24 protein-coding genes and 1 pseudogene are annotated in these 26400 nt (G+C 59.2%); 15 read left to right on the top strand and 10 right to left on the bottom strand.

Annotated elements, in window-relative coordinates; genetic code table 11:
• Nucleotides 1-82 precede the first annotated feature (82 nt).
• Entirely contained in the window at nt 83-1324 is a 1242-nt protein-coding gene (locus PSH65_RS24135) for a glutamine synthetase family protein (protein ID WP_305427044.1), read from the top strand.
• 71 nt (nt 1325-1395) lie between these two features.
• Nucleotides 1396-2778 carry an MFS transporter gene (locus PSH65_RS24130; RefSeq protein ID WP_305422797.1) on the top strand — a complete coding sequence of 461 codons (1383 nt, stop codon included), beginning with the start codon at nt 1396-1398 and terminating at the stop codon, nt 2776-2778.
• 62 nt (nt 2779-2840) lie between these two features.
• Here the strand turns inward: PSH65_RS24130 and PSH65_RS24125 are convergent, their stop codons facing one another.
• The 4 genes from PSH65_RS24125 to flgA all read right to left on the bottom strand — a co-directional run bounded on the left by PSH65_RS24125 (nt 2841) and on the right by flgA (nt 5456).
• Entirely contained in the window at nt 2841-3587 is a 747-nt protein-coding gene (locus tag PSH65_RS24125; RefSeq protein ID WP_305422796.1) for a flagellar brake protein, read from the bottom strand.
• 88 nt (nt 3588-3675) lie between these two features.
• Nucleotides 3676-4143: a flagella synthesis protein FlgN gene (locus tag PSH65_RS24120; protein ID WP_305422794.1), complete on the bottom strand. Its 468-nt coding sequence runs from the start codon at nt 4141-4143 to the stop codon at nt 3676-3678.
• A 48-nt stretch (nt 4144-4191) separates the two neighbouring features.
• On the bottom strand, nt 4192-4518 hold the full coding sequence (gene flgM, locus PSH65_RS24115) for a flagellar biosynthesis anti-sigma factor FlgM (protein WP_305422793.1): 327 nt from the start codon (nt 4516-4518) through the stop codon (nt 4192-4194).
• A 176-nt stretch (nt 4519-4694) separates the two neighbouring features.
• Nucleotides 4695-5456, bottom strand: a complete 762-nt coding sequence (gene flgA, locus PSH65_RS24110; RefSeq protein WP_305427043.1) for a flagellar basal body P-ring formation chaperone FlgA — start codon at nt 5454-5456, stop codon at nt 4695-4697.
• Nucleotides 5457-5537: 81 nt separating this feature from the next.
• On the opposite strand from flgA, the gene PSH65_RS24105 reads away from it, so the two are divergent.
• The 7 genes and pseudogenes from PSH65_RS24105 (at nt 5538) to PSH65_RS24075 (ending at nt 12004) form a co-directional block, all read left to right on the top strand.
• A complete protein-coding gene (locus tag PSH65_RS24105) occupies nt 5538-6470 on the top strand; it encodes a chemotaxis protein CheV (protein ID WP_305422792.1) in 933 nt (310 codons plus the stop codon).
• 46 nt (nt 6471-6516) lie between these two features.
• On the top strand, nt 6517-7344 hold the full coding sequence (cheR, locus tag PSH65_RS24100) for a protein-glutamate O-methyltransferase CheR (protein WP_052966597.1): 828 nt from the start codon (nt 6517-6519) through the stop codon (nt 7342-7344).
• Nucleotides 7345-7643: 299 nt separating this feature from the next.
• Complete coding sequence (flgB, locus tag PSH65_RS24095) at nt 7644-8051, top strand: flagellar basal body rod protein FlgB (protein ID WP_007899124.1); 408 nt, start codon at nt 7644-7646, stop codon at nt 8049-8051.
• 3 nt (nt 8052-8054) lie between these two features.
• Nucleotides 8055-8498 carry a flagellar basal body rod protein FlgC gene (gene flgC, locus PSH65_RS24090; protein WP_010457154.1) on the top strand — a complete coding sequence of 148 codons (444 nt, stop codon included), beginning with the start codon at nt 8055-8057 and terminating at the stop codon, nt 8496-8498.
• 15 nt (nt 8499-8513) lie between these two features.
• Entirely contained in the window at nt 8514-9203 is a 690-nt protein-coding gene (flgD, locus tag PSH65_RS24085; protein ID WP_305422789.1) for a flagellar hook assembly protein FlgD, read from the top strand.
• Between the two features lie 31 nt (nt 9204-9234).
• Complete coding sequence (flgE, locus tag PSH65_RS24080; protein ID WP_305422788.1) at nt 9235-10554, top strand: flagellar hook protein FlgE; 1320 nt, start codon at nt 9235-9237, stop codon at nt 10552-10554.
• Between the two features lie 119 nt (nt 10555-10673).
• Nucleotides 10674-12004 (top strand): annotated as a pseudogene (locus PSH65_RS24075) (IS4 family transposase).
• A 283-nt stretch (nt 12005-12287) separates the two neighbouring features.
• Here the strand turns inward: PSH65_RS24075 and PSH65_RS24070 are convergent.
• Nucleotides 12288-15182, bottom strand: a complete 2895-nt coding sequence (locus PSH65_RS24070) for a ribonucleoside-diphosphate reductase subunit alpha (RefSeq protein ID WP_305422787.1) — start codon at nt 15180-15182, stop codon at nt 12288-12290.
• A gap of 739 nt (nt 15183-15921) precedes the next feature.
• Between PSH65_RS24070 and PSH65_RS24065 the strand changes: the two genes are divergently transcribed.
• Together PSH65_RS24065 and PSH65_RS24060 are read left to right on the top strand one after the other, a co-directional pair.
• Nucleotides 15922-16644 carry a response regulator gene (locus PSH65_RS24065; RefSeq protein ID WP_305422785.1) on the top strand — a complete coding sequence of 241 codons (723 nt, stop codon included), beginning with the start codon at nt 15922-15924 and terminating at the stop codon, nt 16642-16644.
• Nucleotides 16641-18251: an ATP-binding protein gene (locus tag PSH65_RS24060; protein WP_305422784.1), complete on the top strand. Its 1611-nt coding sequence runs from the start codon at nt 16641-16643 to the stop codon at nt 18249-18251. Before PSH65_RS24065 ends, PSH65_RS24060 begins: the two co-directional genes overlap by 4 nt.
• 136 nt (nt 18252-18387) lie before the next feature.
• On the opposite strand, the gene PSH65_RS24055 is transcribed toward PSH65_RS24060, so the two are convergent.
• The 4 genes from PSH65_RS24055 to PSH65_RS24040 form a co-directional block, all read right to left on the bottom strand.
• Nucleotides 18388-19272 carry a transposase gene (locus PSH65_RS24055; protein ID WP_305422783.1) on the bottom strand — a complete coding sequence of 295 codons (885 nt, stop codon included), beginning with the start codon at nt 19270-19272 and terminating at the stop codon, nt 18388-18390.
• A gap of 62 nt (nt 19273-19334) precedes the next feature.
• The gene (locus tag PSH65_RS24050; protein WP_305422782.1) at nt 19335-19688 is read right to left on the bottom strand and encodes a hypothetical protein; all 354 of its coding nucleotides are present in this window, start codon (nt 19686-19688) and stop codon (nt 19335-19337) included.
• Between the two features lie 90 nt (nt 19689-19778).
• On the bottom strand, nt 19779-20504 hold the full coding sequence (locus PSH65_RS24045; RefSeq protein WP_305422779.1) for a 4'-phosphopantetheinyl transferase: 726 nt from the start codon (nt 20502-20504) through the stop codon (nt 19779-19781).
• A gap of 163 nt (nt 20505-20667) precedes the next feature.
• A complete protein-coding gene (locus tag PSH65_RS24040) occupies nt 20668-21459 on the bottom strand; it encodes a dienelactone hydrolase family protein (RefSeq protein WP_305422778.1) in 792 nt (263 codons plus the stop codon).
• Nucleotides 21460-21606: 147 nt separating this feature from the next.
• On the opposite strand from PSH65_RS24040, the gene PSH65_RS24035 reads away from it, so the two are divergent.
• From PSH65_RS24035 to PSH65_RS24020, 4 genes are all read left to right on the top strand, one after another.
• Nucleotides 21607-22209 carry a hypothetical protein gene (locus PSH65_RS24035; protein WP_305422777.1) on the top strand — a complete coding sequence of 201 codons (603 nt, stop codon included), beginning with the start codon at nt 21607-21609 and terminating at the stop codon, nt 22207-22209.
• A 222-nt stretch (nt 22210-22431) separates the two neighbouring features.
• Nucleotides 22432-23109: a response regulator transcription factor gene (locus tag PSH65_RS24030; RefSeq protein WP_305422776.1), complete on the top strand. Its 678-nt coding sequence runs from the start codon at nt 22432-22434 to the stop codon at nt 23107-23109.
• A complete protein-coding gene (locus PSH65_RS24025) occupies nt 23106-24452 on the top strand; it encodes an ATP-binding protein (RefSeq protein ID WP_305422775.1) in 1347 nt (448 codons plus the stop codon). Before PSH65_RS24030 ends, PSH65_RS24025 begins: the two co-directional genes overlap by 4 nt.
• Before the next feature lie 433 nt (nt 24453-24885).
• Nucleotides 24886-25245 carry a DUF6124 family protein gene (locus PSH65_RS24020; protein ID WP_305422774.1) on the top strand — a complete coding sequence of 120 codons (360 nt, stop codon included), beginning with the start codon at nt 24886-24888 and terminating at the stop codon, nt 25243-25245.
• Nucleotides 25246-25370: 125 nt separating this feature from the next.
• Here the strand turns inward: PSH65_RS24020 and PSH65_RS24015 are convergent, their stop codons facing one another.
• On the bottom strand, nt 25371-26384 hold the full coding sequence (locus PSH65_RS24015) for an AraC family transcriptional regulator (protein WP_305422772.1): 1014 nt from the start codon (nt 26382-26384) through the stop codon (nt 25371-25373).
• Nucleotides 26385-26400 lie beyond the last annotated feature (16 nt).

Below are 26400 nucleotides of genomic sequence, written 5' to 3'. Positions count from 1 at the left end.
CTCACTCGCGCAGCGATTGACGGGCATTGATGAGATTGAATGTGTCACGCCGGACCTGAACGGCGTACCACGCGGCAAGGTGATGACCGCCGAAGGATTTCTTGAAGGGCGGCGTTTGCAGATGGCGCGAGGAGTGCTGCTGCAATGCATCATGGGTGGTTATCCGCCAGCGCGCTTTTATGGCAGCGATGATGGCGACCTGGCGCTGGTGCCTGATCCCGCGCAGATCCACCGCTTGCCCTGGAGCTCACAGCCTCGGGCGCTGGCCATTTGCGATGCGCACGAGCTGACTGGCGAGAGCTCGCCATTGTCGACCCGCGGCCAACTCAAGGCCGTGATCGCTCGATACGCCGCTCTCGGTCTGGCGCCGGTGGTGGCGACCGAGCTGGAGTTCTTCGTCTTCGCGCCCAACCCTGACCCGATGCAACCCTTCCAGCCGCCACTGGGTCTGGACGGTCGTCGCGAGGATGGCCATTCGGCGTTCAGCATCAGTTCCAACAACGGCTTGCGGCCGTTCTTCAATGAAGTCTACGAATGCATGGCGGCGCTGGGCTTGCCGCGCGATACCTTCATGCACGAGATGGGCGTCAGCCAGTTCGAGATCAACCTGCTGCACGGTGATCCGTTGCTGTTGGCCGACCAGACCTTATTGTTCAAGCATCTGCTCAAAGAAGTGGCGCTCAAGCATGGCCTGACCGTGGTCTGCATGGCCAAGCCGTTGGCCCACACGCCTGGAAGTTCGATGCATATTCACCAGAGCATCGTCGAGATCGGCTCCGGGCGTAACGTGTTCAGCGACAAGGCCGGCGAGCCGACCGAGACCTTCCGTCATTTTATCGGTGGTCAGCAGGCCGGCCTGGCGGATTTCACCGCGCTGTTTGCGCCGAACGTGAACTCCTATCAGCGCCTGTGCCATCCTTTCGCATCGCCGAATAATGCTTGCTGGTCCCACGACAATCGCGCGGCGGGGCTGCGCATTCCGGCCAGTTCACCGGTCGCTCGTCGGGTCGAAAACCGCTTGCCGGGGGCCGATGCCAATCCGTATCTGGCGATTGCCGCGAGCCTGGCCTCGGGGTTGTATGGCATCGAGCACAAACTGGAGCCGAGCGAGCCGATCCAGGGTGAGTTCGTTGTGCCGGACAATCTTTCGTTGCCGTGTACCTTGCATGCCGCTCTCGAACGTCTGAAACGTAGCCAGCTGGCGAAGGAACTGTTCGGCAAGGAATTCATCGAAGGCTACATCGCTTCGAAGACCATGGAGTTGACCAGCTTCTTTGATGAAATTACTCCCTGGGAACGGCGTGTTCTAGCAGCCCAGGCCTGACGATCCGTCGCCGTCGGGCTATCGTTTGTCGATAGCCCGATACTCACTGCAAGGAGCCGCTCGGAACGCCGATGCGCCAAATCTTGAAATCTTTTCGGGGGCTTTATTTTGCCTCGCTGATGATGTTGATCGGCTCGGGCCTGTTGAGTACTTACCTTGCCCTGCGCCTGGCGGCCGATAACGTCGACAGCCTGTGGGTCGGTGCGTTGATGGCAGCCAACTATTTCGGCCTGGTGCTGGGCGGCAAGATCGGCCACCGGCTGATTGCCCGGGTCGGGCATATTCGAGCCTATTCAGCCTGCGCCGGGATCGTCGGCGCGGCGGTGCTCGGCCACGGCCTGGTCGACTGGCTGCCCGCGTGGCTATTCCTGCGGGTGATCGTTGGCCTGGGCATGATGTGCCAGTACATGGTGATCGAAAGCTGGCTCAATGAGCAGGCAGAAGCCAAGCAACGTGGCGTGGTGTTCAGCGGCTACATGATCGCCTCGTACCTGGGGTTGGTGTTGGGGCAGCTGATTCTGGTCATGCACCCTGGCCTGGGCTTGGAACTGCTGATGCTGGTCGCACTGTGTTTCGCGTTGTGTCTGGTGCCAGTGGCCCTGACGCGGCGGATTCACCCGGCGCCGTTGCACCCGGCGCCGATGGAGCCACGGTTCTTCATCAAGCGCGTGCCGCAGTCACTGAGTACGGTGTTGGGGTCGGGTTTGATCGTCGGTTCGTTCTACGGTCTGGCGCCGCTGTATGCCTCGCAGCAAGGGTTGTCCACCGAACAGGTCGGTCTGTTCATGGGTAGCTGCATTTTTGCAGGCCTGGTGGTGCAATGGCCGTTGGGTTGGCTGTCGGACCGCTATGACCGGGCGCTGTTGATCCGCTGTTTCGCGTTTAGCCTGGCACTGGCTGCGTTACCGCTGGCGATCATGCAGCAGGTGCCACTGGAGGTGCTGTTCATCGCCGGGTTCCTCTGCTCGTTGGTGCAGTTCTGTCTGTACCCATTGGCGGTGGCGTTCTCCAACGACCACGTCGAGGGTGATCGCCGGGTGTCGCTGACGGCGATGCTGTTGGTGACCTACGGTGTCGGCGCGAGTATCGGGCCGCTGGTGGCCGGGGTGCTGATGAAGCTGTTCGGCAGTCAGATGCTCTATGCCTTCTTCAGCTTCTTCGCCTTGGTGCTGGTGTGGCGAATCCGCCCGAAAGCGGTCACCAACCTGCATCAGGTGGACGATGCTCCGCTGCATCACGTGGCCATGCCGGACAGCATGTCGAGTTCACCGCTGGTCGCTTGTCTTGACCCGCGAGTCGATGAGCAAGTGGTGCAGGATCAGATGCAGAATCCGGTCAATCCGGAGGCTGATTTCAATCCGGATGCCGAGCCGGAAACCGAAGCTGAAACAGATTCGGAATCAGAAGACCCTGATGCAGCTCGCGAGCAAAGCTTTACCGAAGCGCGGCCTTGATCAAGGCATAAAAAACGGGCAGTCACCGCAAGGGACTGCCCGTTTTTTATTGGCGGGGTCTATCAGAAATCGTCTTTATCGAAGCGCCGCGCTTCGCGCTGAAGTTGATAGACGAACCGCTCGACCTGCCGTTGCACCAGGCCGCTCATGTTATGAAAACGCACGCCGGCGAAGGTGGTGTTGATCTTTTCTTCGAAGTGCAGGTAACGCAGTTCGACCGGTGCCGTCATGCTGCCGAAGGGCAGGGCGGCGACAAAACGGTCGTAGACCTGGCCCAGTTGCAGCCTGGCAGTGATGTCGCCCTCGAAGCGCAACTTGCAGCCGGTGGCGGAGATGTCCAGTAGTTTGCCACAGACGGGCGACTTGAGTTTGTCACCCCCCAGTTCGACGTTAACCAGTTGTGCCAGCTTCAGCGCGGCGCGAAAAGCATTGCGGCGCTGGTGGTAAACCACCTCATCGGGCAGCGCGCCACGGTAGCAGCGGCCATCGCCGGATTCGTCGATGGTCAGCGGGCCATTGCTTTCCCAGGCGATGCGTACACCGTCGTGGAAACCTTCGACCTTGAACGGTTCGCCGGCCAGCAGAAAGCGCTCGCCGTCGCGCGGGATCATTTCGTCGAGGGCGATCATGTTGCTGTCACGGTCGATGTCCACCAGATAACTCTGGAAGCGCTGGCTGCGCTCGTGGAACGTGATGATCAGCGGGTCATGGCTGTCTTGCAGCTGACGCAGATTGCCGGAGATTTCCAGGGGCGTGGTGAGCACCTTGGGTGGCTGCGGAGCATCTTCCGCGCTTAAGGCATTGAACACGGGGCATCAATCTCCAGGCAAATATGACTACTGGCTAGCATTCTGCCAGCATGTTTCGCGTCTTGATAGGGCGTGCTCATTGAAAGGCTCAAGCCTGACTGAGCGGGCGTGGCTTGGCGAGCTTGGAGGTTGATCCGCGGGCATCGTAGAGCGCTGGCGGCTCGCCGCCGGTGAGGATTTTCAGCTGATTGGCCGTGGCGGCCTGCTGCACCAGAATCGACTGGCCATTGTTAACGTTGGCGGCCTGGCACTGGGCCAGGAGGTCGGTCAGCACGTCGCTCTGTGCCAGCAACTGATTGCCAATGCTCGAATGGCTGGCAAGTTGCTCCAGGCCTTGGCGATTGGTCGGCAGGTTGAGGCTGGCGAGGATTTCACTGCGCTTACGGCCATGCTGTTCGAGCAAAATGATCAATGCCTGTTTCTGCGCCAGAATCTCTTCAAGCAGTGGCATGTCGCGACCGTGCAGCGCGAGGGACTCGGTTTGCAGCAGCTCCAGCAGGTGTTGCGCCGGGGCAAAGTCGTCGATGATCAGTTGCAGTAAATTAGTGTCGTGCATGGCTGGCCTTGGGTTTTAAGCGTCCAAAAGCCTGGCGCGGGCCGTGGCCTAACGCTGGGCTTCGAAGTTGAGCAGTTTGCTGGCTACACGGTTGCTGTCGACTTTATAGCTGCCATCGGCAATCGCTGCTTTCAACTCGGCCACGCGGGCGTTGTCGACGGCAGGCTGATCGCGCAGCTTGTCAGTGACCTTTTGCAACTGTTGAGCCTCATTGCTGAGGTGTACCGATTCCCCGCTTTGGGTGGCACTGGCCTGTTCGGCCGGGGTATTCAGCGGCGCGGATTGACCGGCTTCGGCGGTTTCCTTGGCTGCGCTGGTACGTGTACTGCCCGTAAGTGACGAGGAGCTGTTTAAACGATTGAAATCGATGACCATGACAAAAAACCTCTGGGTATTTGGACGCTTGCCATGTTTTCGGCTCTCCCCCGGAAAACTTTAGGCCCATTTATCAATGAGCTTGCATGCGCCAGCACGTCCTGCATGCGGCACAGTTTAGGGAACAGGCGAGTGGCGCGCCATATCTTCACGAACAGAGATCCCTGCATGGCCGCTCACATAGAAACTTCCACCTGGCCCGGCGCGGTGACTTGCGCCTTGATGACCCGCTGGGAGTTAAGGTTTTTCACCCGAATCTGTTCGCTCATGCCGCCGTTGGACAGCGCTTCACCCGGCATACGTACACTGAGCGTACCACTGCGGGCGGTAATCACCACCTGATCACCCTTGCGAATGACTTCCGCCTGTTCGAGGTGCACCAGGGTAATGACCTGATCGGCGACCATTGGTCGGGTAAGTTTTTGCCCGATCGCCTGATCGACGGAGGTCAGAAAACCCTGATTTATCAGGCTGATATCGCGCTCGCGCAGGGTCACGTCCTGAGGCTCGATAATCCCTGTGCGTTTGAGGGGGCGGGTGGTGGTCACGATGTCGCGAAACAGCCGTACCTGGGCGGGTACGAAGACTGTCCAGGGGGAGGCGCCGTCGCAGCGAACCTTGACCGTGACCCGGCCCAAAGGCCTCGCGGGGCTCTCGAGGGTGGCTGTCAATTCCTTGTCGCACATAGGCATGCGCAGGCGCTGATCGAGCTGGTTGACCTCGATTTCGTAGCGTCCTTGCGTTTGACTGGTGGCCAGATAGTCTTCTACGGTGAATTCAAGAAAGCCCTGAGTGACGCCGATAAGCATGTCAGGCAAGGTAACCGCGTCAGCAAGGGCAGGGCTGCCAGCGTTGAACAGGCAAACGGCCGACATCGCACAGAGTAATCTGCGAGAGGTTGATGTCAGGTGTCGGAAAAATGTCGGTTCTGTGTTCATAAGAGTTAAAAAGCAAGCGCCGTGCCGTTTAGTGAAGAATGTGCGTCGCAACACACTTAGCGTTGGTGTAGGAGTCTGGGCATGGCTGGTGTAATGGATTCGGTGAACCAGCGCACGCAACTGGTAGGGCAGAATCGCCTTGAGCTGTTGTTGTTCCGTCTCGACGGCCAGCAGCTGTATGGGATCAACGTGTTCAAGGTTCGTGAGGTGCTGCAATGCCCCAAGCTGACCCTGATGCCCAAGTCCAGTCCTGTCGTGTGCGGTGTGGCGAATATTCGGGGGGCGACCATTCCGATTCTGGATCTGGCGATGGCGACCGGTTCCGGAGCGCTGAAAGATCAAAGCAATCCCTTCGTGATCATCACGGAGTACAACACCAAGACCCAGGGTTTCCTGGTTCGGTCGGTGGAGCGCATCGTCAACATGAACTGGGAGGAGATTCATCCGCCACCCAAGGGCACCGGGCGCGATCACTACCTGACGGCTGTGACTCGGGTCGACAATCAGTTAGTCGAAATCATCGACGTCGAGAAGGTGCTGGCGGAAGTGGCACCGACACCGGAGGCGATTTCGGTGGGCGTGGTGGATATCGAGACTCAGCACAAGGCGTTGTCCTTGCGCGTGCTGACGGTCGATGACTCATCGGTGGCGCGAAAGCAGGTGACCCGTTGCCTGCAAACGATCGGCGTCGAAGTGGTGGCGTTGAACGACGGCCGGCAAGCGCTGGATTACCTGCGCAAATTGGTCGACGAAGGCAAGAAGCCGGAAGACGAGTTCCTGATGATGATCTCCGACATCGAGATGCCGGAGATGGACGGGTACACCCTGACGGCCGAGATCCGCAACGACCCGCGCATGCAAAAGCTGCATATCATCCTGCATACTTCGTTGTCGGGTGTGTTCAATCAGGCGATGGTCAAGAAGGTCGGTGCCGATGACTTCCTGGCCAAATTCCGTCCTGATGACCTGGCATCCCGGGTAGTCGACCGGATCAAAGCAGCAGATAACAGCTAGGGGCCTTCTGCCCCTGGCGGTCAACACGATTTAAGAGGCGGCATCTTTGTCTACGGGTAATTTGGATTTCGAACAGTTCCGGGTATTCCTGGAAAAAGCCTGTGGCATTTTGCTCGGTGAAAACAAGCAATACCTGGTCTCGAGCCGTCTCAACAAACTGATGGAACAGCAGGGCATCAAATCGCTGGGTGAGCTGGTTCAGCGCATCCAGACCCAGCCGCGCAGCGGTTTGCGCGAGATGGTGGTGGATGCAATGACCACCAACGAAACCTTGTGGTTTCGTGACACCTATCCGTTTGAAGTCTTGAAGAACAAGGTCTTGCCCGAAGCGATCAAGGCGGCCCCCGGCCAGCGCCTGCGGATCTGGTCGGCAGCGTGTTCGTCGGGCCAGGAACCGTATTCGCTGTCGATGTCCATCGATGAGTTCGAGCGGGTCAACATGGGCCAGTTGAAGATGGGCGTGCAGATCGTTGCCACGGACCTGTCCGGCACCATGCTGACCAACTGCAAGACCGGCGAATACGACAGCCTGGCCATCGGCCGCGGTCTGTCGCCCGAGCGTCTTCAGCGTTACTTCGACCCCAAAGGGCCGGGGCGCTGGGCCATCAAGGCGCCGATCAAGAGTCGGGTGGAATTTCGCTCGTTCAACCTGCTGGACAGCTACGCGAGCCTGGGCAAGTTCGACATCGTGTTCTGCCGCAACGTGCTGATCTACTTCTCCGCCGAGGTGAAGAAAGACATCCTGTTGCGCATTCACAGCACGCTGAAGCCGGGTGGTTATCTGTTCCTTGGCGCGTCCGAAGCGCTGAACGGTTTGCCGGATCACTACCAGATGGTCCAGTGCAGCCCGGGGATCATTTACAAGGCGAAGTGATTCGTTGGCGGCATACAAAAAAACGGGAGTCCTCAGGGAGCTCCCGTTTTTTTTGCCTGTTGATTCCTCAGCCTCCACCACCATCCCTGTGGGCTTGCCCGCTCCCACAGGGTAAATGTTGTTCTTTCGATTGCGAGAAGCGGCAGAAAAGCGGCAGGCGGCGGAAATCGGTTGCCGCTTTTCTGTCATTGCCGCCTTGCCACTGCCGGCAAAGCCCCGGTTTACGGGCTTTTTTGAATTGGCACGCCGCTTGCTATATCCATCGTACGAAAAATCAGGTCACCCGAAGGTTTCCCGACATGAGCATCAGCTTCGATAAAGCGCTCGGTATCCACGAACAAGCCCTGGGGTTCCGCGCTCAGCGTGCCGAAGTCCTGGCCAACAACATCGCCAACGCCGACACCCCGAACTACAAGGCTCGGGACCTGGACTTCTCGAAAGTGCTCGCCGAGCAGAACGAGAAAACCAAAAACGGCAAGTTCGCCTTGAACATGACCAACAGCCGTCACATCGAAGCTGAAGGCCTGGGCAATGGCGACGAGTCGCTGATGTATCGCACGCCGATGCAACCGTCGATCGATCAGAACACCGTGGACGCCCAGCTGGAACAGTCGAACTACGCGGAAAACGCGGTCAACTTCCAGGCCAGCTTCACCCTGCTCAACAGTAAATTCAAAGGGCTGGTGTCAGCCCTGCGCGGAGAGTAATCCATGTCTCTATCCAGTGTTTTCAACATTGCCGGTAGCGGCATGAGTGCCCAGACCACTCGCTTGAACACCGTGGCCTCGAACATCGCCAACGCCGAGACCGTCTCGTCGAGCATCGACCAGACTTACCGTGCCCGTCACCCGGTGTTCGCCACCATGTTCCAGGGCGGCCAGAGCGGCGGCAGCGATTCGCTGTTCCAGAACCAGGACGCTGCCGGTCAAGGCGTGCAAGTGCTGGGCGTGGTCGAAGACCAGAGCAACCTTGACGCGCGCTACGAGCCGAACCATCCGGCCGCCGATGCCAAGGGCTACGTCTACTACCCGAACGTCAACGTCGTCGAAGAAATGGCCGACATGATTTCCGCGAGCCGTTCGTTCCAGACCAACGCCGAAATGATGAACACCGCCAAAACCATGATGCAGAAGGTCCTGACCCTCGGTCAGTGATAAGGGGCGAGTCATATGAGCGTTATCAGCGATGTTCTGGCCAACTCTTCGGTCACGACCACTACCACCAAAGACAGCCTGACCACGGCCGCTACCGGCGGCCAGAAGCTGGGCAAGGACGCGTTCCTGCAACTGTTGGTGACTCAGCTGAAAAACCAGAACCCGCTCGATCCTCAGGACAACAGCGAGTTCGTGGCACAGCTGGCGCAGTTCAGTAGCCTGGAAGGTATTACCACGCTGAACGATACGGTCAGCGGCCTTGCCAGCAGCTACAGCTCCTCGCAAGCCTTGCAGGCTTCTTCGCTGGTGGGCCGTTCAGTCATCGCGCAGACCGACAAAACCATGGTCGACACCTCCAAGAGCCTCAACGGTACCGTCGTGGTGCCAACCTCGGTTCCCGCCGCCACCGTCAAGATCACCAACGCGGAAGGCAAGACCATCCGTACGCTCGAGTTGGGCAGTCAAAGTGCCGGTAACGCCAGTTTCATCTGGGACGGCAAGGACGATGCGGGCGCGGTGGCACCGGCGGGTACTTACACCTTCGGCGCAACGACCACCATCGACGGCACGAACACCTCACTGATTACTTACCTGCCGGCAACGGTCAACAGCGTGACCATCAGCCAGACCGGCGGTGAGTTGATGCTGAACCTGGCAGGCATGGGCAGCGTTGCCCTGTCCAAAGTACAAACCATTGGTATATAGAGCCGACTAGCACGGCACAAAGGAGTGGAATATGTCTTTCAATATCGGCCTTAGCGGTCTCTATGCAGCCAACAAACAACTGGACGTGACCGGCAACAACATCGCCAACGTCGCGACCACCGGCTTCAAATCGTCCCGTGCAGAATTCGAAGACGTGTACTCGGCCACCAAGCTGGGTACGGGTAGCAAGACCGTTGGCAATGGCGTGCGCCTGGCCAACGTTTCCCAGCAGTTCGGCCAGGGCGATGTGAACAATACCGGCAACGTGCTGGACATGGGCATCCAGGGCAACGGTTTCTTCATCCTCAGCGACAACGGATCCCTGAGCTACACCCGTGCCGGTGCGTTCAAGACTGATGCCGAAAACTATGTGGTTGATAACAACGGCAATCGTCTGCAGGGTTATGGCGTCGACGCCAACGGCAAGATCATCAACGGTGTGTTGACTGACCTGAAGATCGATACTTCAGCCCTCAAGCCGAACGCGACCACCACGATCGATCAGACGATGAACCTGAATTCGGCTGAAGATTTGCCGACCGTGACGACGTTCAGCCCGACAGATACCAACAGCTACAACAAGACCATTTCTACCAAGGTCTATGACACCCAGGGTAATGAACACACCATGGATCAGTATTACGTCAAGACGGACGTAAACGAATGGAAGATTTATACCTATATGGATGGTCGGACTCCGAGCAACCCGGCTAGCACCACCCTGACACCTAGCGAGGCAGATATTACCTTCAATTCCGACGGTAGCATCGACACTATCACCGCAGGGGCAGGCTGGGCTCTAGGTGCAGACGGTACTACGTTGACCATGACCGACTGGATACCCGGCGTTATCACCGACGCCTCAACGACTCCTGTGACCTGGGGCGCGAATGGTTCCGATGCCGCTGCAAGCGGTATCGCGTTCAGCTTGGCGAAGACCACGTCTTACAACTCGGCGACCGCTCGTACTGCCCAATATCAGGACGGCTATGCCACCGGCCAGATCTCCAGCCTGACCATCGACGCCAGCGGCGTCATGACTGCCAACTTCAGCAATCAGCAAACCAAGGCCATCGGCCAAGTGGCGGTGGCCAGCTTCGCCAACGAGCAAGGCTTGCAGCCAATCGGCGGCACACGCTGGAAAGAAACCTTCTCCTCGGGTGTGGCGGGTGTCGATGCGCCGGAGACCGGTACGCTGGGTTCGATCGTGTCCAACTCCCTGGAAGAGTCCAACGTCAACCTGACCAACGAATTGGTCGAGCTGATCAAAGCCCAGAGCAACTACCAGGCAAACGCCAAGACCATCTCCACCCAGAGCACCATCATGCAGACCATCATTCAGATGACCTGATGCTGGTTGGCGCTGCAGAAAGAGGCCCCTCGTGAGAGTAATGCTGTTCACTTAAGCATTTGAGTCTCAGCTGGGCTTATCCGAAAATCCGATGCCAGATATCTGGCATCGGATTTTTTATGTCTGTTCAACAGGACCTGCTCGACCTCGGCGACCTTTTCAACTTCTGCGACCTGAGCACCTTCACCCAAAACATCCCCATAGAGTGGGTCGCGTCTGCGCTGGATCTTTCCAGTCAGGCCACCATTCGTCGACGTCGCCTGCCCGCTGACCAAGTGCTTTGGCTGGTGCTCGGCATGGCGCTGTTTCGTGATGAACCGGTTCACGAAGTGGCCAGACGTTTGAACATCTGCGCCCAAGGCCTGGCCTCTGACCACCTGTTGGCCCGTAGCGGTCTGACCGAAGCGCGTAAGCGGCTCGGCGCCGATCCCGTTGAGTGGCTGTTCCGCAAGACGGGAACCCAATGGGGCGCGGAGCGCTATGACGGTGACGCCTGGCATGAACTGCAGGTGTTCGCAGTGGACGGAGCACTCTTGCGCACCCCGGATACGCCCGAGCTTCGGGACCACTTCGGGTCGGGAAACACCCCGAGCGACCGCCAGACTCCGTTTCCCATGCTGCGCCTGGTGGCGTTGATGAATGTACGTTCGCACGTGATCCTGGATGCGCAATTGAGCCCTTACCGACGCAGTGAAATGCGCTTGGCCGACGAGTTCCTGCAGCAGATCCCCGATCACTCGGTGACGTTGTTCGACAAAGGATTCTGGGGGGCCGAACTGCTGTCGAGCCTGAGCAGTGCTGGTAGCAACCGTCATTGGTTGATCCCGGCAAAAAAAGGAATGGTCTGCGAAGAAGTGACCCGCTACAGCCAGCACGATCGTTGGGTGCGCATGAAAGTCTCGCCGCAGGCCAGGAAGCGAAACCCGACCCTTCCAACGCATTGGGGGCCCGCGAAGTCAGTTATGAAATTCAAGGCAAGCTAAAGACCGTCATGACGTCATTGCCGGCTAACGCCTACAACGCCAAGGCCGTGGCCAAGCTGTATCAGGAACGCTGGGAGATCGAATTGGGCTTCAGGGACATCAAGAGCTCGATGCAGCAGAACGCAGTGACCTTGCGTAGCAAAAAAGTCGACTTGGTCTATCAGGAGGTTTGGGGACTTTTGTTGGCTTATAACGTGATTCGTCGGGAAGCCAGCCAGGCGGCGGTGGCGTTTGGCCGAGCCCCCTCGGACATTCGTTTCAAACCGGCTTGCCAGTACATTGCCGTGCAACTGATAGTGATGGCAGCGGCCAACCCGATTTCAGCCACAGGCAGACGATTGGCAGAGTTAAGGGCAGGTATCGGAGGATTGTTTCTGGATCACCGTCCAAGACCTTCAAGGCCAAGGACGGTGAAAATATCAAAGACCCGGTTTCCAGTAGACCGTAAGGCTGCTCCGCTTAAGTGAACAGCATTACCCTCGTGAGAGGGGCTTTTTTTATGGGCGGGATTTGTCTCGGGTGACGAATTTTGCGTTGTCAGTGATGGCCTCTTCGCGGGCAAGCCCGGTCCCACAAGGTTTTGTGTCGTACGTAGGAATCGTGAACGACGAAACCTGTGGGAGCGGGCTTGCCCGCGATGGCGTCAGCACAGTCCCTACTTTCCTTGAGGCAAAAGAAAACCCCCGACCAATCCAGAGGACTGATCGGGGGTTATCGAGGTAAGCGCCTTTCAGCGCTCACCAGCTCAGCTTATTGGCAAGCTTCGCAATCCGGCTCGTCAATGGCGCAAGCCTTCGGCACTGGTGCCGGACCTGCTGGAGCTGCCAGGACCGAGTCGTCACCGTGGTTGCCGCCGCTGGAAACAGCGTTCAGCTTACCGGTGTTGATGGTCGACTTCTCGGTGCTGGTCGCGGCCAGGGCACGGAGGTAGTAGGTGGTTTTCAGGCCACGGTACCAAGCCATGCGGTAGGTCACGTCCAGCTTCTTGCCCGATGCGCCGGCGATGTACAGGTTCAGCGATTGAGCCTGGTCGATCCACTTCTGACGACGGCTGGCGGCGTCGACGATCCACTTGGTGTCCACTTCGAAGGCAGTCGCGTAGAGCTCTTTGAGTTCTTGCGGGATGCGCTCGATCTGTTGCACCGAACCGTCGTAGTACTTCAGGTCGTTGATCATGACCGAGTCCCACAGACCGCGAGCCTTGAGGTCGCGAACCAGGTACGGGTTGATCACGGTGAATTCGCCCGACAGGTTCGATTTCACGTAGAGGTTCTGATAAGTCGGTTCGATCGACTGCGATACGCCAGTGATGTTGGCGATGGTCGCGGTCGGTGCGATGGCCATGATGTTGGAGTTACGAATGCCTTTCTGTACACGGGCGCGAACCGGTGCCCAGTCCAGGGATTCGTTCAGGTCAACGTCGATGTACTTCTGGCCACGCTGCTCAATCAGGATCTGTTGCGAATCCAGCGGCAGGATGCCTTTGGACCACAGCGAACCCTGGAACGTCTCGTAGGCGCCGCGCTCGTCGGCCAGGTCGCAGGAAGCCTGGATCGCGTAGTAGCTGACCGCTTCCATCGACTTGTCGGCGAACTCGACGGCCGCGTCGGAACCGTAAGGAATGTGCTGCAGGTACAAGGCGTCCTGGAAGCCCATGATGCCCAGACCGACCGGACGGTGCTTGAAGTTGGAGTTCTTCGCTTGCGGCACCGAGTAGTAGTTGATGTCGATCACGTTATCGAGCATGCGAACGGCGGTGTTCACGGTGCGTTGCAGCTTGGCGGTGTCCAGCTTGCCGTTGGTGATGTGGTTCGGCAGGTTGATCGAGCCCAGGTTGCAAACGGCGATCTCGTCCTTGTTGGTGTTCAAGGTGATCTCGGTGCACAGGTTCGAGCTGTGAACCACGCCCACGTGCTGCTGCGGGCTGCGCAGGTTGCACGGGTCTTTGAAGGTCAGCCATGGGTGGCCGGTTTCAAACAGCATGGACAGCATTTTGCGCCACAGGTCTTTGGCCTGAATGGTCTTGAACAGCTTGATCTTGCCTGGGTACTGGGACAGGGCTTCGTAGTACTCGTAACGCTCTTCGAAGGCCTTGCCGGTCAGGTCGTGCAGATCCGGAACTTCGGATGGCGAGAACAGGGTCCACGGGCCGTCATCGAAGACGCGCTTCATGAACAGGTCAGGGATCCAGTTGGCGGTGTTCATGTCGTGGGTACGACGACGGTCATCACCGGTGTTCTTGCGCAGCTCGATGAACTCCTCGATGTCCATGTGCCAGGTTTCCAGGTAGGCACACACAGCGCCTTTGCGCTTGCCACCCTGGTTAACGGCGACGGCGGTGTCGTTCACTACTTTCAGGAACGGTACAACGCCCTGGGATTTGCCGTTGGTGCCCTTGATGTACGAGCCCAGCGCACGAACCGGTGTCCAGTCGTTGCCCAGGCCACCAGCGAATTTCGACAACATGGCGTTGTCGTGGATCGCGTGGTAGATGCCCGACAGGTCATCCGGCACGGTGGTCAGGTAGCAGCTCGACAGCTGTGGACGCAGGGTGCCGGCGTTGAACAGGGTCGGGGTCGAGGACATGTAGTCGAAGGACGACAACAGGTTGTAGAACTCGATCGCACGGTCTTCTTTGTTCTTCTCTTCGATTGCCAGGCCCATGGCCACGCGCATGAAGAAAATCTGCGGCAGTTCGAAGCGGATACCGTCCTTGTGGATGAAGTAACGGTCGTACAGGGTTTGCAGGCCCAGGTACGTGAACTGCTGATCGCGCTCGTGGTTGATCGCCTTGCCGAGTTTTTCCAGGTCGAAGGACGCCAGAACCGGGTTCAGCAATTCGAATTCGATACCTTTGGCGATGTACGCCGGCAGCGCCTTGGCGTACAGGTCGACCATTTCGTGGTGGGTCGCGCTCTCGGCGACGCCCAGGAAGTTCAGGCCTTCGGCGCGCAGGGTGTCCATCAGCAGGCGGGCGGTCACGAACGAGTAGTTCGGCTCACGCTCGACCAGCGTACGGGCGGTCATCACCAGGGCGGTGTTGACGTCGGTCAGGGCCACGCCGTCGTACAGGTTCTTCAGGGTTTCGCGCTGGATCAGGTCGCCGTCGACTTCTTCCAGGCCTTCGCACGCTTCGGTGACGATGGTGTTCAGGCGACCCATGTCCAGAGGTGCAAGGCTGCCATCGGCGCGGGTGATGCGGATCGACGGGTGAGCCTGTACCGCGTCCTCGGCAGGGGTGCGTACAGCGCGTTCCTTGGAACGGGCATCGCGGTAGATCACGTAGTCGCGCGCCACTTTCTGCTCGCCGGCACGCATCAGGGCCAGTTCGACCTGGTCCTGGATTTCTTCGATGTGGATGGTGCCGCCCGATGGCATGCGACGCTTGAAGGTCGCGGTGACCTGTTCGGTCAGGCGGGCAACAGTGTCGTGGATGCGCGACGAAGCGGCAGCGGTGCCGCCTTCAACTGCAAGAAACGCTTTGGTGATGGCGACGGTGATTTTGTCATCGGTGTAAGGAACGACAGTCCCGTTACGCTTGATCACGCGCAGCTGGCCAGGCGCGGTGGCGGACAGATCCGAATTCGAATCGGCGGCCTGCGGCAAGGTGCCCTGCGGGTTCTCGCGAGTTGTGTCGGTTTGCATGGGGGGTTGTCTCCACATTCTCTATGTTTGTTTGGGCACCATCACGGTGCCCACCGTTCTGTCCTGAAGCACTACAACCGGTGGGGGCCGGGCATACCAACTTCGGGACAGATCAGGAAGGGGGCTATTGGGCGCCGCTTCCATGCCGAAGTCTTTGGTGTCACGCCTGGGGCCTGAAACCGAATTCCGTTTTAGGTGGCAGTAAATGACTGCAACACCCGTACCGTTATCGCCGTTTCGGGCTTAAAAACAGTAGCCATCCGCACGCGCGGTTTGGTCTTTCGAAAATACGTTTGGTTCAACCGGAAAGAGGCAATAAAAGCGCTTGAAATCGGTGTCCGGTTTGTGTTTGGTTTTTGGCATAAAACCCTACATGTAGGGTTTTTTTAGCGCCGAGGTACAAGATAATGCGTTTTTGAGGGTGTTGCAACGTACTACCTGTGGATAAACCTGTGCGTAAATTGTGTGTGAAAGGTGGAACGAGCGTGTAGGCCGCGACCTAGCTGGAGCGGACCGTTTTTCACTGATTTTCAGCGATTGAAAACAGTCATTCGGATTTTTAAGGGCGCGAACCCTATCACAAAAAACCGTTGTGTCCGAACGCATTTACCCGCTTGTGTTCCAGACGTGCGCCGTTTATACAATCGGCCAATGCAGATGCATTCTTATCCTCCCCAATCATTACAAAAAGACGGGCGGATCCTTCCCTTTAAAGTGATGTTGGCAAGCAGAGGTCACCGTGGAGCAAGAAGTCTGGCAGGTATTGATTGTCGAGGACGACCAGCGTCTGGCCGAACTGACTCGCGACTATCTCGAAGCCAATGGCCTGCGCGTGTCGATCGAGGGCAACGGCGCTCTCGCCGCGGCACGCATCATCAAGGAGAAACCGGACCTGGTGATCCTCGACCTGATGCTCCCGGGCGAAGATGGCTTGAGTATTTGCCGCAAGGTTCGCGACAAGTATGACGGCCCGATCCTGATGCTCACCGCGCGCACCGATGACACCGATCAAATCCTCGGCCTCGATCTCGGCGCTGATGACTACGTCTGCAAACCGGTGCGCCCACGTCTGCTGCTGGCGCGCATCCAGGCTTTATTACGGCGTAGCGAAGCGCCTGAAGCAACCCCGGAAAAACAACGGCGTCTGCAGTTCGGCCCGTTGGTGGTGGACAATGCGTTGCGCGAGGCCTGGCTGCATGACAAAGGCATCGAGTTGACCAGTGCCGAGTTCGATTTGCTCTGGCTGCTGGTGGCCAACGCCGGGCGCATTCTGTCTCGAGAAGAAATTTTCACCGCGCTGCGCGGTATCGGTTATGACGGCCAGGATCGTTCCATCGATGTGCGCATCTCACGCATTCGCCCGAAGATCGGCGATGATCCGGAGCATCCGCGGCTGATCAAAACCATCCGCAGCAAAGGCTATCTGTTCGTTCCCGAAGCCTGCGCAGACTTGTCGCTGTGAACTCGATCTTCCTGCGCATTTATGGCGGCATGTGCGCGGCGCTGATTCTGGTGGCCGTGCTCGGCGTGCTGGCCTTGCACCTGCTTAACCAGGTGCGCAGCGAGCAGTACCGCGAGCGTCTGGCCCACGGCACGTTCTCGCTGATGGCCGATAACCTGCAACCGATGAACGAAACCGAGCGCCACCGGGCCTTGCTGGTATGGGAGCGCTTGCTCGGGATTCCGTTGGCGCTGAAGACATTCCCTCAGACCGGCCTCGACCTGACCCAGCGCACCCGCGTGCTGCGCGGTCAGGCCTTGGTGGAGCAGACCGGCCCGCATGCGGCAAAGGTTTACCGCTTGGTCAGCGACAAGGAACAACTGGTGCTCACGGGGGAAGTCCAGCAGATCAGCGAACAACTGGCGCGAGCGACCATTTATCTGCTGGCCGACGAACTGGTGCGCTACCCGGTGGCCGAGCAGCCCAAGCGTCTGGCGCAGTTAAAGGAAGAGAAGGGTTTCGGCTTCGATCTGCAATTGGTCACGATCGATCAGGCCGACATGGACGAAGACCAGAGCCGCCGCGTGTCCGAAGGCGACACGGTAATGGCGCTGGGCAAGGGCGGCGATTCGATCCGGGTGTTTGCCGGCATGGTCGGCACGCCGTGGGTGCTGGAAATCGGCCCGCTGTATCAGATGAATCCTTACCCGCCCGAGTGGCTGGTGTTGATCGCGGCCCTTGGCCTGAGCCTGATCGGTTTGATTGTCTATTTGTTGGTGCGTCAGCTGGAGCGCCGTTTGCGTGGGCTGGAAGCCGCCGCCACGCGCATTGCCAAGGGCAGCCTGGAAACCCGCGTACCGGCACGCGGCGCAGATTCGGTGGGCCGCCTGGCCTCGGCGTTCAATGGTATGGCCGAGCACTTGCAGCAATTGTTGGCGATTCAGCGAGAGCTGGTGCGCGCCGTGTCCCATGAACTGCGCACGCCAGTCGCGCGTTTGCGTTTTGGCCTGGAGATGATCGGCTCGGCCACCACGCCTGAGGCGCTGGAAAAATACCGCGAAGGGATGGACCACGACATCGAGGACCTCGATCGGCTGGTCGACGAGATGCTCACCTATGCGCGGCTGGAGCAAGGTTCGCCGGCGCTGAATTTTCAGCGGATCGATCTGGATGCGTTGGTCAATCAGGTGATCGAAGAATTGGCGCCACTGCGCGCCGAAGTCACGGTACAGCGCGGTTTGTGCCTGTCGGCCGCCGATTGCGACGACGCCTGGGTCGAGGCCGAACCGCGTTACTTGCACAGGGCGTTGCAGAACCTGGTGAGCAACGCCATGCGCCACGCCCATTCACGTGTGACGGTCAGTTATCAGGTGGGGCAGCAGCGCTGTCGGGTGGACGTCGAGGATGACGGGCCGGGCGTGCCGGAAACCGCGTGGGAAAAAATCTTCACCCCGTTCCTGCGCCTCGATGACAGCCGCACCCGCGCCTCGGGCGGGCATGGATTGGGGTTGTCGATCGTGCGGCGAATCATCCATTGGCATGACGGGCGAGCATTGATCGGCAAGAGCAAAAGCCTGGGTGGGGCCTGTTTCAGTTTGAGCTGGCCGAGGAATCAGGAGCGGCGGTGAGATTGTGGGTGTCCTTTAAGGCCCCATCGCGGGCAAGCCCGCTCCCACAGTGTCCGTGTCGTACACAAAATCTGCGAACACCACTGAACCTGTGGGAGCGGGCTTGCCCGCGATGAGCATAGGTATCTACACATCTCTAAAGTCTTCGGCTGGCCACCCAGCCGATGGCCTCTTTAGCAAAACCCGCCAGTTCCTGGGGCGTGTATTGTTCCAATGTCTCGCACATGGCCAAAAGCATGTATAAACCGGCCAGCAGCGCGGAAGCCGTCACCGGCTGCGAGCGCTTCATCTGTCGACCAGACAGACGGACCAAAAAATCCCGTGTTTGCTCAGCGAACTCCCCCTTAGCCCGCATCAGACGCCAACTGACAGCACATGCCTGACTGGCGATCAACAGCCGTTTGAACACCGCTTCACCGCTCTCTTGCTGCCAGTTTTCCAGCTGATGCCCACCCCCTTTAAGCAGTTTGAAGTAGGACTCGATACGCCAGCGCCAGTAATACCAGAGCGCCAATCGTTCATCTGCGACCTCTTGCTCAAGGTTGCTCAGCAAATACCATTCGGCCAGCAGGTGACCATCGGCTCCCAGTATTCGGCTCACGACGAGCCGGGCCGGCAACGGCTCACCAGACTTGCGCAGCGTCTTGCGGTCGGCCCTGTCTTTGGTGAAAGGCTGGGCTTGGCGAGTCAGCACGACGGCGGTTTCTCCCACCCATTGAATGGCCGGTTTTCCTTTGTAGTCCACCTTGCGAGTTTTGCGGTAGGTCATCTCGCGAGCAATTTGACTCAGGGCCCTCGATTGACCTGCATGACTGGCCGTGGAACCGGCCTTGACTCGCACCAGCCATTGCCGACCCTCGGCCTGCCATTGCCTCAGGTGAGCGACCGAATCAGCCTCTCGATCCACGATATGGACAAGCGGCTTGGCAAAATTCTGCTGTTCCAGCCAAGTGATACGTTGTGTCAGTTCATGCAGATGCTTCTCAGGGACCAGCACTTCTTCGGCTCGCGTGCTGAGCACGCCGTCCTTGGTCGCCAGATTTTGAGCGGGAGTACAGATCGGTGCACCGTCACGGTCGGTGACTAGCAGGCTGCTTTGCAGCTCGTAACCGATGTCGCCCGGTGGGTCATTTGCAGGCGATCAGCCTTGCTGTGGTGGTGCATGTAATTGAGCCGAGACCAATCGTGCATGACCAGCGCGTAATCATCACAGTCATCCCGACAACCCTCGTGGGCCAGCGCCAGCAGCGGTTTAACCAGGTCAACGGGCCGAACCCGGTCATTGCTCAAAAATCGCCAAAGGGCTTGCGTCTGTGCAAAAGCCTTGTCGCTTCGCGGCAAGGCTTTCATCCCGGCGGCCAGCGCCGGTAGTCCATTACTGTGTCCCATGACTAACTCGTCGTATCGTTTTGTCAGTCGGGCATCTAGCCCGGTCATTTGATATCCATGCCGTCCCTTTATAGACCAGGATCGGGAGATGTGTAGATACCTATGCCGCGATGAGGCCATTCCAAACGCTGAAAGTCTTCAAGCCTTGATACTGACCAGGCTCAACAGCTGCCCATCCATCACTGTAAATTGCGCATCCAGCTCTGTGCCGTTACGCCATTCACTGGACAGGTCAGTCAGCAACCGCAGCCGCACTTCGCCACCCTCGCTCCACTCCAGCACTTCGGCGTGTTCAAAGTAAAAGCGTTGCTGAACGATCGGGTAGAGCGCCTTGAACAGGCTTTCCTTCACCGAAAACGTCAGCGTCACCAGCATCGCCAACTGATCGCGAGCCCCGGTGGCCATGCGCTGCAACTCTGGCCCGGTGAGAATTTCCCCGGCCAGGCGTTCGGCGCGTTCCGCATCGAGCAGGTTTTCCAGGTCCATCCCCAAGCCGCGCCAGTGGGCCTTGTTCGCGACAATCGCCGCGGCCCGGCCAGTGCTGTGAGTGATCGAGCCGGCGATATGCGCCGGCCACACCGGTGCGCGGTCTTCGCCGATGGCCGGGATGAAACTCAGCCCTTCCAGTTGGTGCAGCGCCGCCCGGGCGCAGACTCGCCCGGCGAGAAACTCGGCCTGGCGCTTGGCCACCGAACGCTGGATGCTCGCGGGCGGCTCGATGGCGCTGCGCTGGAAATCATCGCTGGCCAGTTGCCTGGTATCGAAGTGGGTACCCAACAAGACCGTATCGGGCAGCACAAACGGCAGCGGCCAATGGGCGTCGAGTGGGGTGCAGCAGGCGGGTAGGGCGGGGACGGGATTCATGACGGGCATTTTGCCGGGTTGCCTTGAGGCTGGGTAGTCCCAAGGTGATCGTTCCCACGCTCCGCGTGGGAACGCATCCAGTGACGCTCTGCGTCACACCGTCGAAGGGACGCGGAGCGTCCCGGGCTGCATTCCCACGGGGAACGTGGGAACGATCATTGTGTCAGCTAAATATCTTCTTCAAAAACGCCTGCATATCCGCCCAAGACTTTTCATCGGCGGTCTTGCTGTAACCAATGTCCGACCCGCCATGGTCGCCATGGCTCAGACGATCCGCTTCGGGATTGCTGAACCCATGCTTGGCGCCTTCGAGGGTGACAAACTTGTAGTCGGCCTTGGCCTTGTCCATTTCCGCCTTGAACGCCGTCACGTTTTCCGCCGTGACCATGCTGTCCAGAGCCCCATGCTCCACCAGGACTTTCGCCTTCACACTGCCAGGCGTCGCTGGCGTATTGGTCACCAGCGCACCGTGGAAACTCACCACGCCTGCCAGCGGTACGCCTTGACGCGCTGCATCCAGCACCACCTTGCCGCCGAAGCAATAGCCGATGGCGGCCAGTTTGTTCGGATCGGTCTGTGGTTTTTTCTTCAGCAAGTCGAGCCCGGCCTGAAACCGCGCGCTGGCTGCTGCGCTGTCCTTCAACGCAGCTTGCATGAAGGCCATGGCGTCCTTGGCGTGTTCGGTGTTCTTGCCGTCGCCAAACATGTCGATCGCCAGCGCGCTGTAGCCCAGACCGGCCAGATCACGGGCGCGACGCTTGGCGTAGTCGTTGAGGCCCCACCACTCATGCACCACCACCACGCCTGGGCGCGGGCCTTTAATGTCGTCGTCGTAGGCGTAATAGCCGATCAGCTTGGTGCCGTCGGCACTTTGATAGGGGATTTCCTGGGTCTGGATGGCGGCCTGGCTGGCCCCACTCAGAGCCAGTAATACGAGGGCGAGGAACACACGCATGATCAAGCCTCCTTATTAAGAGTTGTCAGAACAGCGTAGTTGATTTGATTCAGCTCAGGTTCAGAGTGCGTTCAGGGGCAGTACAGGGAGGGGGCAGTAACCTTGCCCCGTACCCAAAAAGCACATAGCGCATGAGGAAACTCCCCAATGACTACTTTTAAAAAACTGCTTCTGGCTTTCACCGTGATGGGCGCCAGTGTGGCGGCCCACGCCGACACCACCAATTTCGCCGGCCTGACCTTTGGCCAAACCAGCGACAAAGTTAAAAAATCCAGCGCCCTGAACGACAACCTCAACCACCCGAACGCCGACGGTGTGATCGGCAAGGACAACACCTGGGGCGCGCGTCTGGGCCAGCAAGACAGCAAGGGCCGCTACTACGCCACTTATGACAACGTGTCGGGCTCGCACAATGGCATTAAACTGCGTCAGGAAAACCTGCTGGGCAGCTACGATCTGTTCTATCCGTTGGGGGGCAGCACCAAATTGTTCGGCGGTGCCACCGCCGGTTTGACCAAACTGACCCAGGATTCGCCAGGCTTCAGCCGCGACAGCGACATCGGTTACGCCATTGGCGGCCAGGTCGGTGTGTTGCAGCAAGTTTCGCAAAACACCTCGGTCGAGCTGGGTTACCGTTACCTGCGCAGCAACGCCAGCACCGAGATGAGCGAGCGCGGTGGCAGCAAACAGGGTTCGCTGGACTTGACCAGCAGCGCCCAGACCTACCTGTCCGCCAACTACGCTTTCTAAAAAGCGTTTCGCTGCCAGTCGGTTAAGCCGCGGAACCTGTGGGAGCGGGCTTGCCCGCGATAGCGATCTGTCTGACACATGAATGGTGAATGTGCTGCCGTCATCGCGGGCAAGCCCGCTCCCACAGGTTTCGCGGCTTAACTGATGACTGGCGTCGCCCTGTCAACCATTTGAGTTGCGAAACTGTGCCTTTGGAGATGTTGATTTGCCCAGGAGAGCGTTATGAAATTGCTGGTCGTCGAAGATGAAGCGCTGTTGCGCCATCACCTGCAAACCCGCCTGACGGATAGCGGTCATGTGGTCGAGTCCGTGGCCAATGCCGAGGAGGCGTTGTACCAGGCCGAGCAGTTCAACCATGACCTGGCGGTGATCGACCTTGGTCTGCCAGGCATGGGCGGGCTCGACCTGATTCGTCAGCTGCGTTCCCAGGGCAAAACCTTTCCGATCCTGATCCTCACCGCGCGCGGCAACTGGCAGGACAAGGTCGAAGGCCTCGCCGCCGGCGCTGACGATTACGTGGTCAAGCCGTTCCAGTTCGAAGAACTCGACGCCCGGCTCAATGCCTTGCTGCGACGCTCCAGCGGTTTCACCCAGTCGACCATCGTCGCCGGCCCCTTGTTGCTGGACCTCAATCGCAAACAGGCGTCCCTCGATGAACAACCGCTGGCGTTGACCGCCTACGAATACCGGATCCTCGAGTACCTGATGCGGCATCACCAGCAAGTGGTGGCCAAGGACCGCTTGATGGAGCAGCTCTACCCGGATGACGACGAGCGCGATCCGAATGTGATCGAAGTGCTGGTCGGCCGCTTGCGCCGCAAACTCGAAGGTCCATCCGGCTTCAAACCGATCGATACCGTGCGTGGCCTCGGCTACCTGTTTAACGAGCGTTGCACTTGATTCGTTCCCTTCGTGTCCGATTGATGCTCGCCGCCACGCTCCTGGCGGTGTTGTTCATGCTGGCGTTGCTGCCGGCGATGCAGGGCGCGTTCAGCCTGGCGTTGCAGGATTCCATCGAGCAGCGCCTGGCGTCGGACGTCACCACGCTGATCTCCGCTGCCCGGGTGGATAACAACCGCTTGCAGATGCCGACGCAGCTGCCCGATGAGCGCTTCAACCTCACCGACAGCCGTTTGCTCGGCTATATCTATGACCGCGAAGGTCATCTGGTCTGGCGCTCGAAGGCCACCCAGGAAGAAAAAATCAACTACAAGCCGCGTTACGACGGGCGCGGTAACGAGTTCGCGAGGATCAGCGAAGCCAACGGGGAAGAGTTCTTCGTCTATGACGTCGAGGTCAAACTGCTGGGCGGCAAAAGTGCAGCGTTCAGCATCGTCGCGCTGCAACCGGTGCGCGAATACGAAATCACCCTCGAAGGCCTGCGGGAAAATCTCTATCTGGGTTTTGGCGCAGCCTTGCTGGTGTTGCTCGCCTTGCTGTGGATCGGCCTGACCTGGGGTTTGCAGGCATTGCGTCGGCTGAGCCAGGAGCTCGACCAGATCGAAAGCGGCACCCGGGAAAGCCTCAGCGAACAACACCCGCGTGAATTGCTGCGCCTGACCGGCTCCCTCAACCGCTTGTTGCACAGCGAACGTGAGCAGCGCAGCCGTTATCGTGACTCCCTCGACGACCTGGCCCACAGCCTGAAAACCCCGCTGACGGTGTTACAAGGGGTCAGCGAAGACATGGCGCAAAAGCCGCAAGAGCGCGAGCAGGCCTGGGTGCTGCAAACCCAGATCGAACGCATGAGCCAGCAGATCGGCTATCAGTTACAACGCGCCAGCCTGCGCAAAAGTGGTCTGGTGCGCCATCAGGTGCGCCTGCGCCCGGTGTTGCAAAGCCTCTGCGACACCCTGGACAAGGTCTACCGCGACAAACGCGTGCGGGTCGCCTTCGACCTGCCGGAGCAGTGCTACGTGCCGATCGAGCAAGGCGCCTTGCTGGAAATGATGGGCAACCTGCTGGAAAACGCCTATCGCCTGTGCCTGAGCGAAGTGCGTATCAGCGTGCGCGAAACCCTCAGCGGGACTGAGCTCTGCGTCGAAGATGACGGGCCGGGCGTGCCACCGGATCAGCGTGCGCGGATTCTGCAGCGGGGCGAGCGGCTGGATCGCCAGCATCCGGGGCAGGGGATCGGGTTGGCGGTGGTCAAGGACATCATCGAAAGCTACAGCGCCAAGCTGACACTGGGGGATTCGCCGATGGGCGGGGCGGCGTTCCGGATTCATTTTTCGGTGGTTTGATCCCTGTCACCGATCGTTCCCACGCTCTGCGTGGGAACGATCATCCACCACAAGATCCACAGTCAGACCGCTAAACAGGCACTGTTTAAACGACACTTCCAGATACTCTCCCAGGCTACACATCCTTGCGCCGCTGCCTACGACTACGCCAGAATCCGCCGGCTTGTGCGCCTTGAGGTCGGGCTCTATCGTTTGCCTGTCGCTGACGAATCAGCGATCGGGTTTAGCGATCCGATCCCCTACACAGACGCAAAAGCGCCCAAATTTTGATTGCAGTTTTTATTGCCTGCAATTCGCGTAATGGTGGCTGTGCGTGGGAGACCTTCGAGTCTACCCGGGGTTTCTGTGACCCGGATCGCTAACCTGCGTACAGCCGCCACCTTCACTTGTTTAGCGATAGGTCGTGGCGGCTCAACCAACCACGGGGCTTCACATGTTCAAGATCACGCCCAACCCACCGGAAACCGATCCGGCATCCCCCTACGAATCCCTCGATTCGAAAAAACTCAACGAAGCCGCCGACCGCGCCCTCGATTACTACCTCAAACCGGTCATTCCCAAAGACACCAAGCGCAAACCCAGCACCATTTACCATGTCGGCGCCGAGGTCGATAACGAAACCCTGCTGGTCAACGCCTGCGAATCCCTGGCCTCAGCGAGCATGATGCTCAGTGAGTTCGCCGGATTGATGGACATGCCACATCGCAACATGATGTTGGGGATTCAGCAGGTGGTCATGCTTGGTGAGTTGGCCGTCAATCGGGTGCTGGATAACTTCGATCCACAAGGCTAGCGAAGAACCTGTAACCGATCGTTCCCACGCTCTGCGTGGGAATGCCTCAACGGACGCTCCGCGTTCGGCTCTGGAAGGGACGCGGAGCGTCCCGGGCTGCATTCCCACGCAGAGCGAGGGAACGATCAGTTCTCCTGCGCCCGATAGGCCCCCGGCGTCAACCCGGTCCACTTCTTGAACGCCCGATGAAACGCCGAAGGCTCGGAAAACCCCAGCTGCTCGGCAATCTGTTGCAACGACAAATCCGCCCGTCCCAAGTGATAAATCGCAATGTCCCGCCGCAACTGGTCCTTCAATTCCTGAAAGCTCGTGCCTTCTTCGCGCAAATGCCGACGCAAGGTTTGCGGGCTGATGTGCAGGTGCGCGGCCACGGCTTCCAGATCCGGCCAGCGCGCGCTGTCGCGGCTGAGCAGGCGCCGCAACTGGCTGCTCAGGCTGTCGCCTTCATCGGGGCGCGATAGCAGGTCGGCGGGGGAGCGCTCGAGAAAGTGCTTGAGGGTTCGTTCGTCCTGCAACAGCGGCATATTCAGGTAGCGACTGTGAAATAACAGACTGCTTTGCGCCGTCGTGCTCGTTACGGTGGAAAAGCTCAGTGGGCAGGAAAACAGCAAGTCGTATTCGGCCCCGTGTTCGGGCCTCGGATAGCTGAACGTCGCCTGCTCCAGACGAATGCGCTGGCCGATCAGCCAGCTGCCGAACCGATGCCAGATCACCAACAGGCTTTCGCTGAGGAAATGGTCCGGGTCCCACAGCGGCGAATCGTCCAGGCTCAGGCGAACCATGTCGCCTTCACGGCTCAACGTCAGGCGCGGCGCGCCGGGAAACAGGCTGTAAAACAATAAGCCGCGATTGAGCGCTTTCTCCAGCGTGCGGCAGTGGATCACCGCGTGGCACATCATCGCGAAGCTGCCGGGTTTGCTCGGTGCCTGCCCAAAGCCCAGGTATTCGTCGTCCAGGGCCAGCCACAGCCCCTGGATCAATCGGGCGAATTGCTCGGGTGCGATTCGGGCGCGCGGCTCCTCGAGCAACTCGGGGCTGATCCCCAGTTGCTGCAACAGACTCGAATAGTCGTAGCCACGCCGACGCGCGCCACCGAGGGCGGCGCGGGCGAAATGGCTGGCGATGGTGCGTTCGCGCATAGGGGGCAGGTCCGTC

The sequence above is a fragment of the Pseudomonas sp. FP603 genome, assembly GCF_030687415.1.
GTDB classification, from domain to species: Bacteria; Pseudomonadota; Gammaproteobacteria; order Pseudomonadales; family Pseudomonadaceae; genus Aquipseudomonas; species Aquipseudomonas wuhanensis.
Note: the sequence above shows the minus strand (reverse complement) of the source record. Positions and strands in the feature narration are given on the sequence as shown.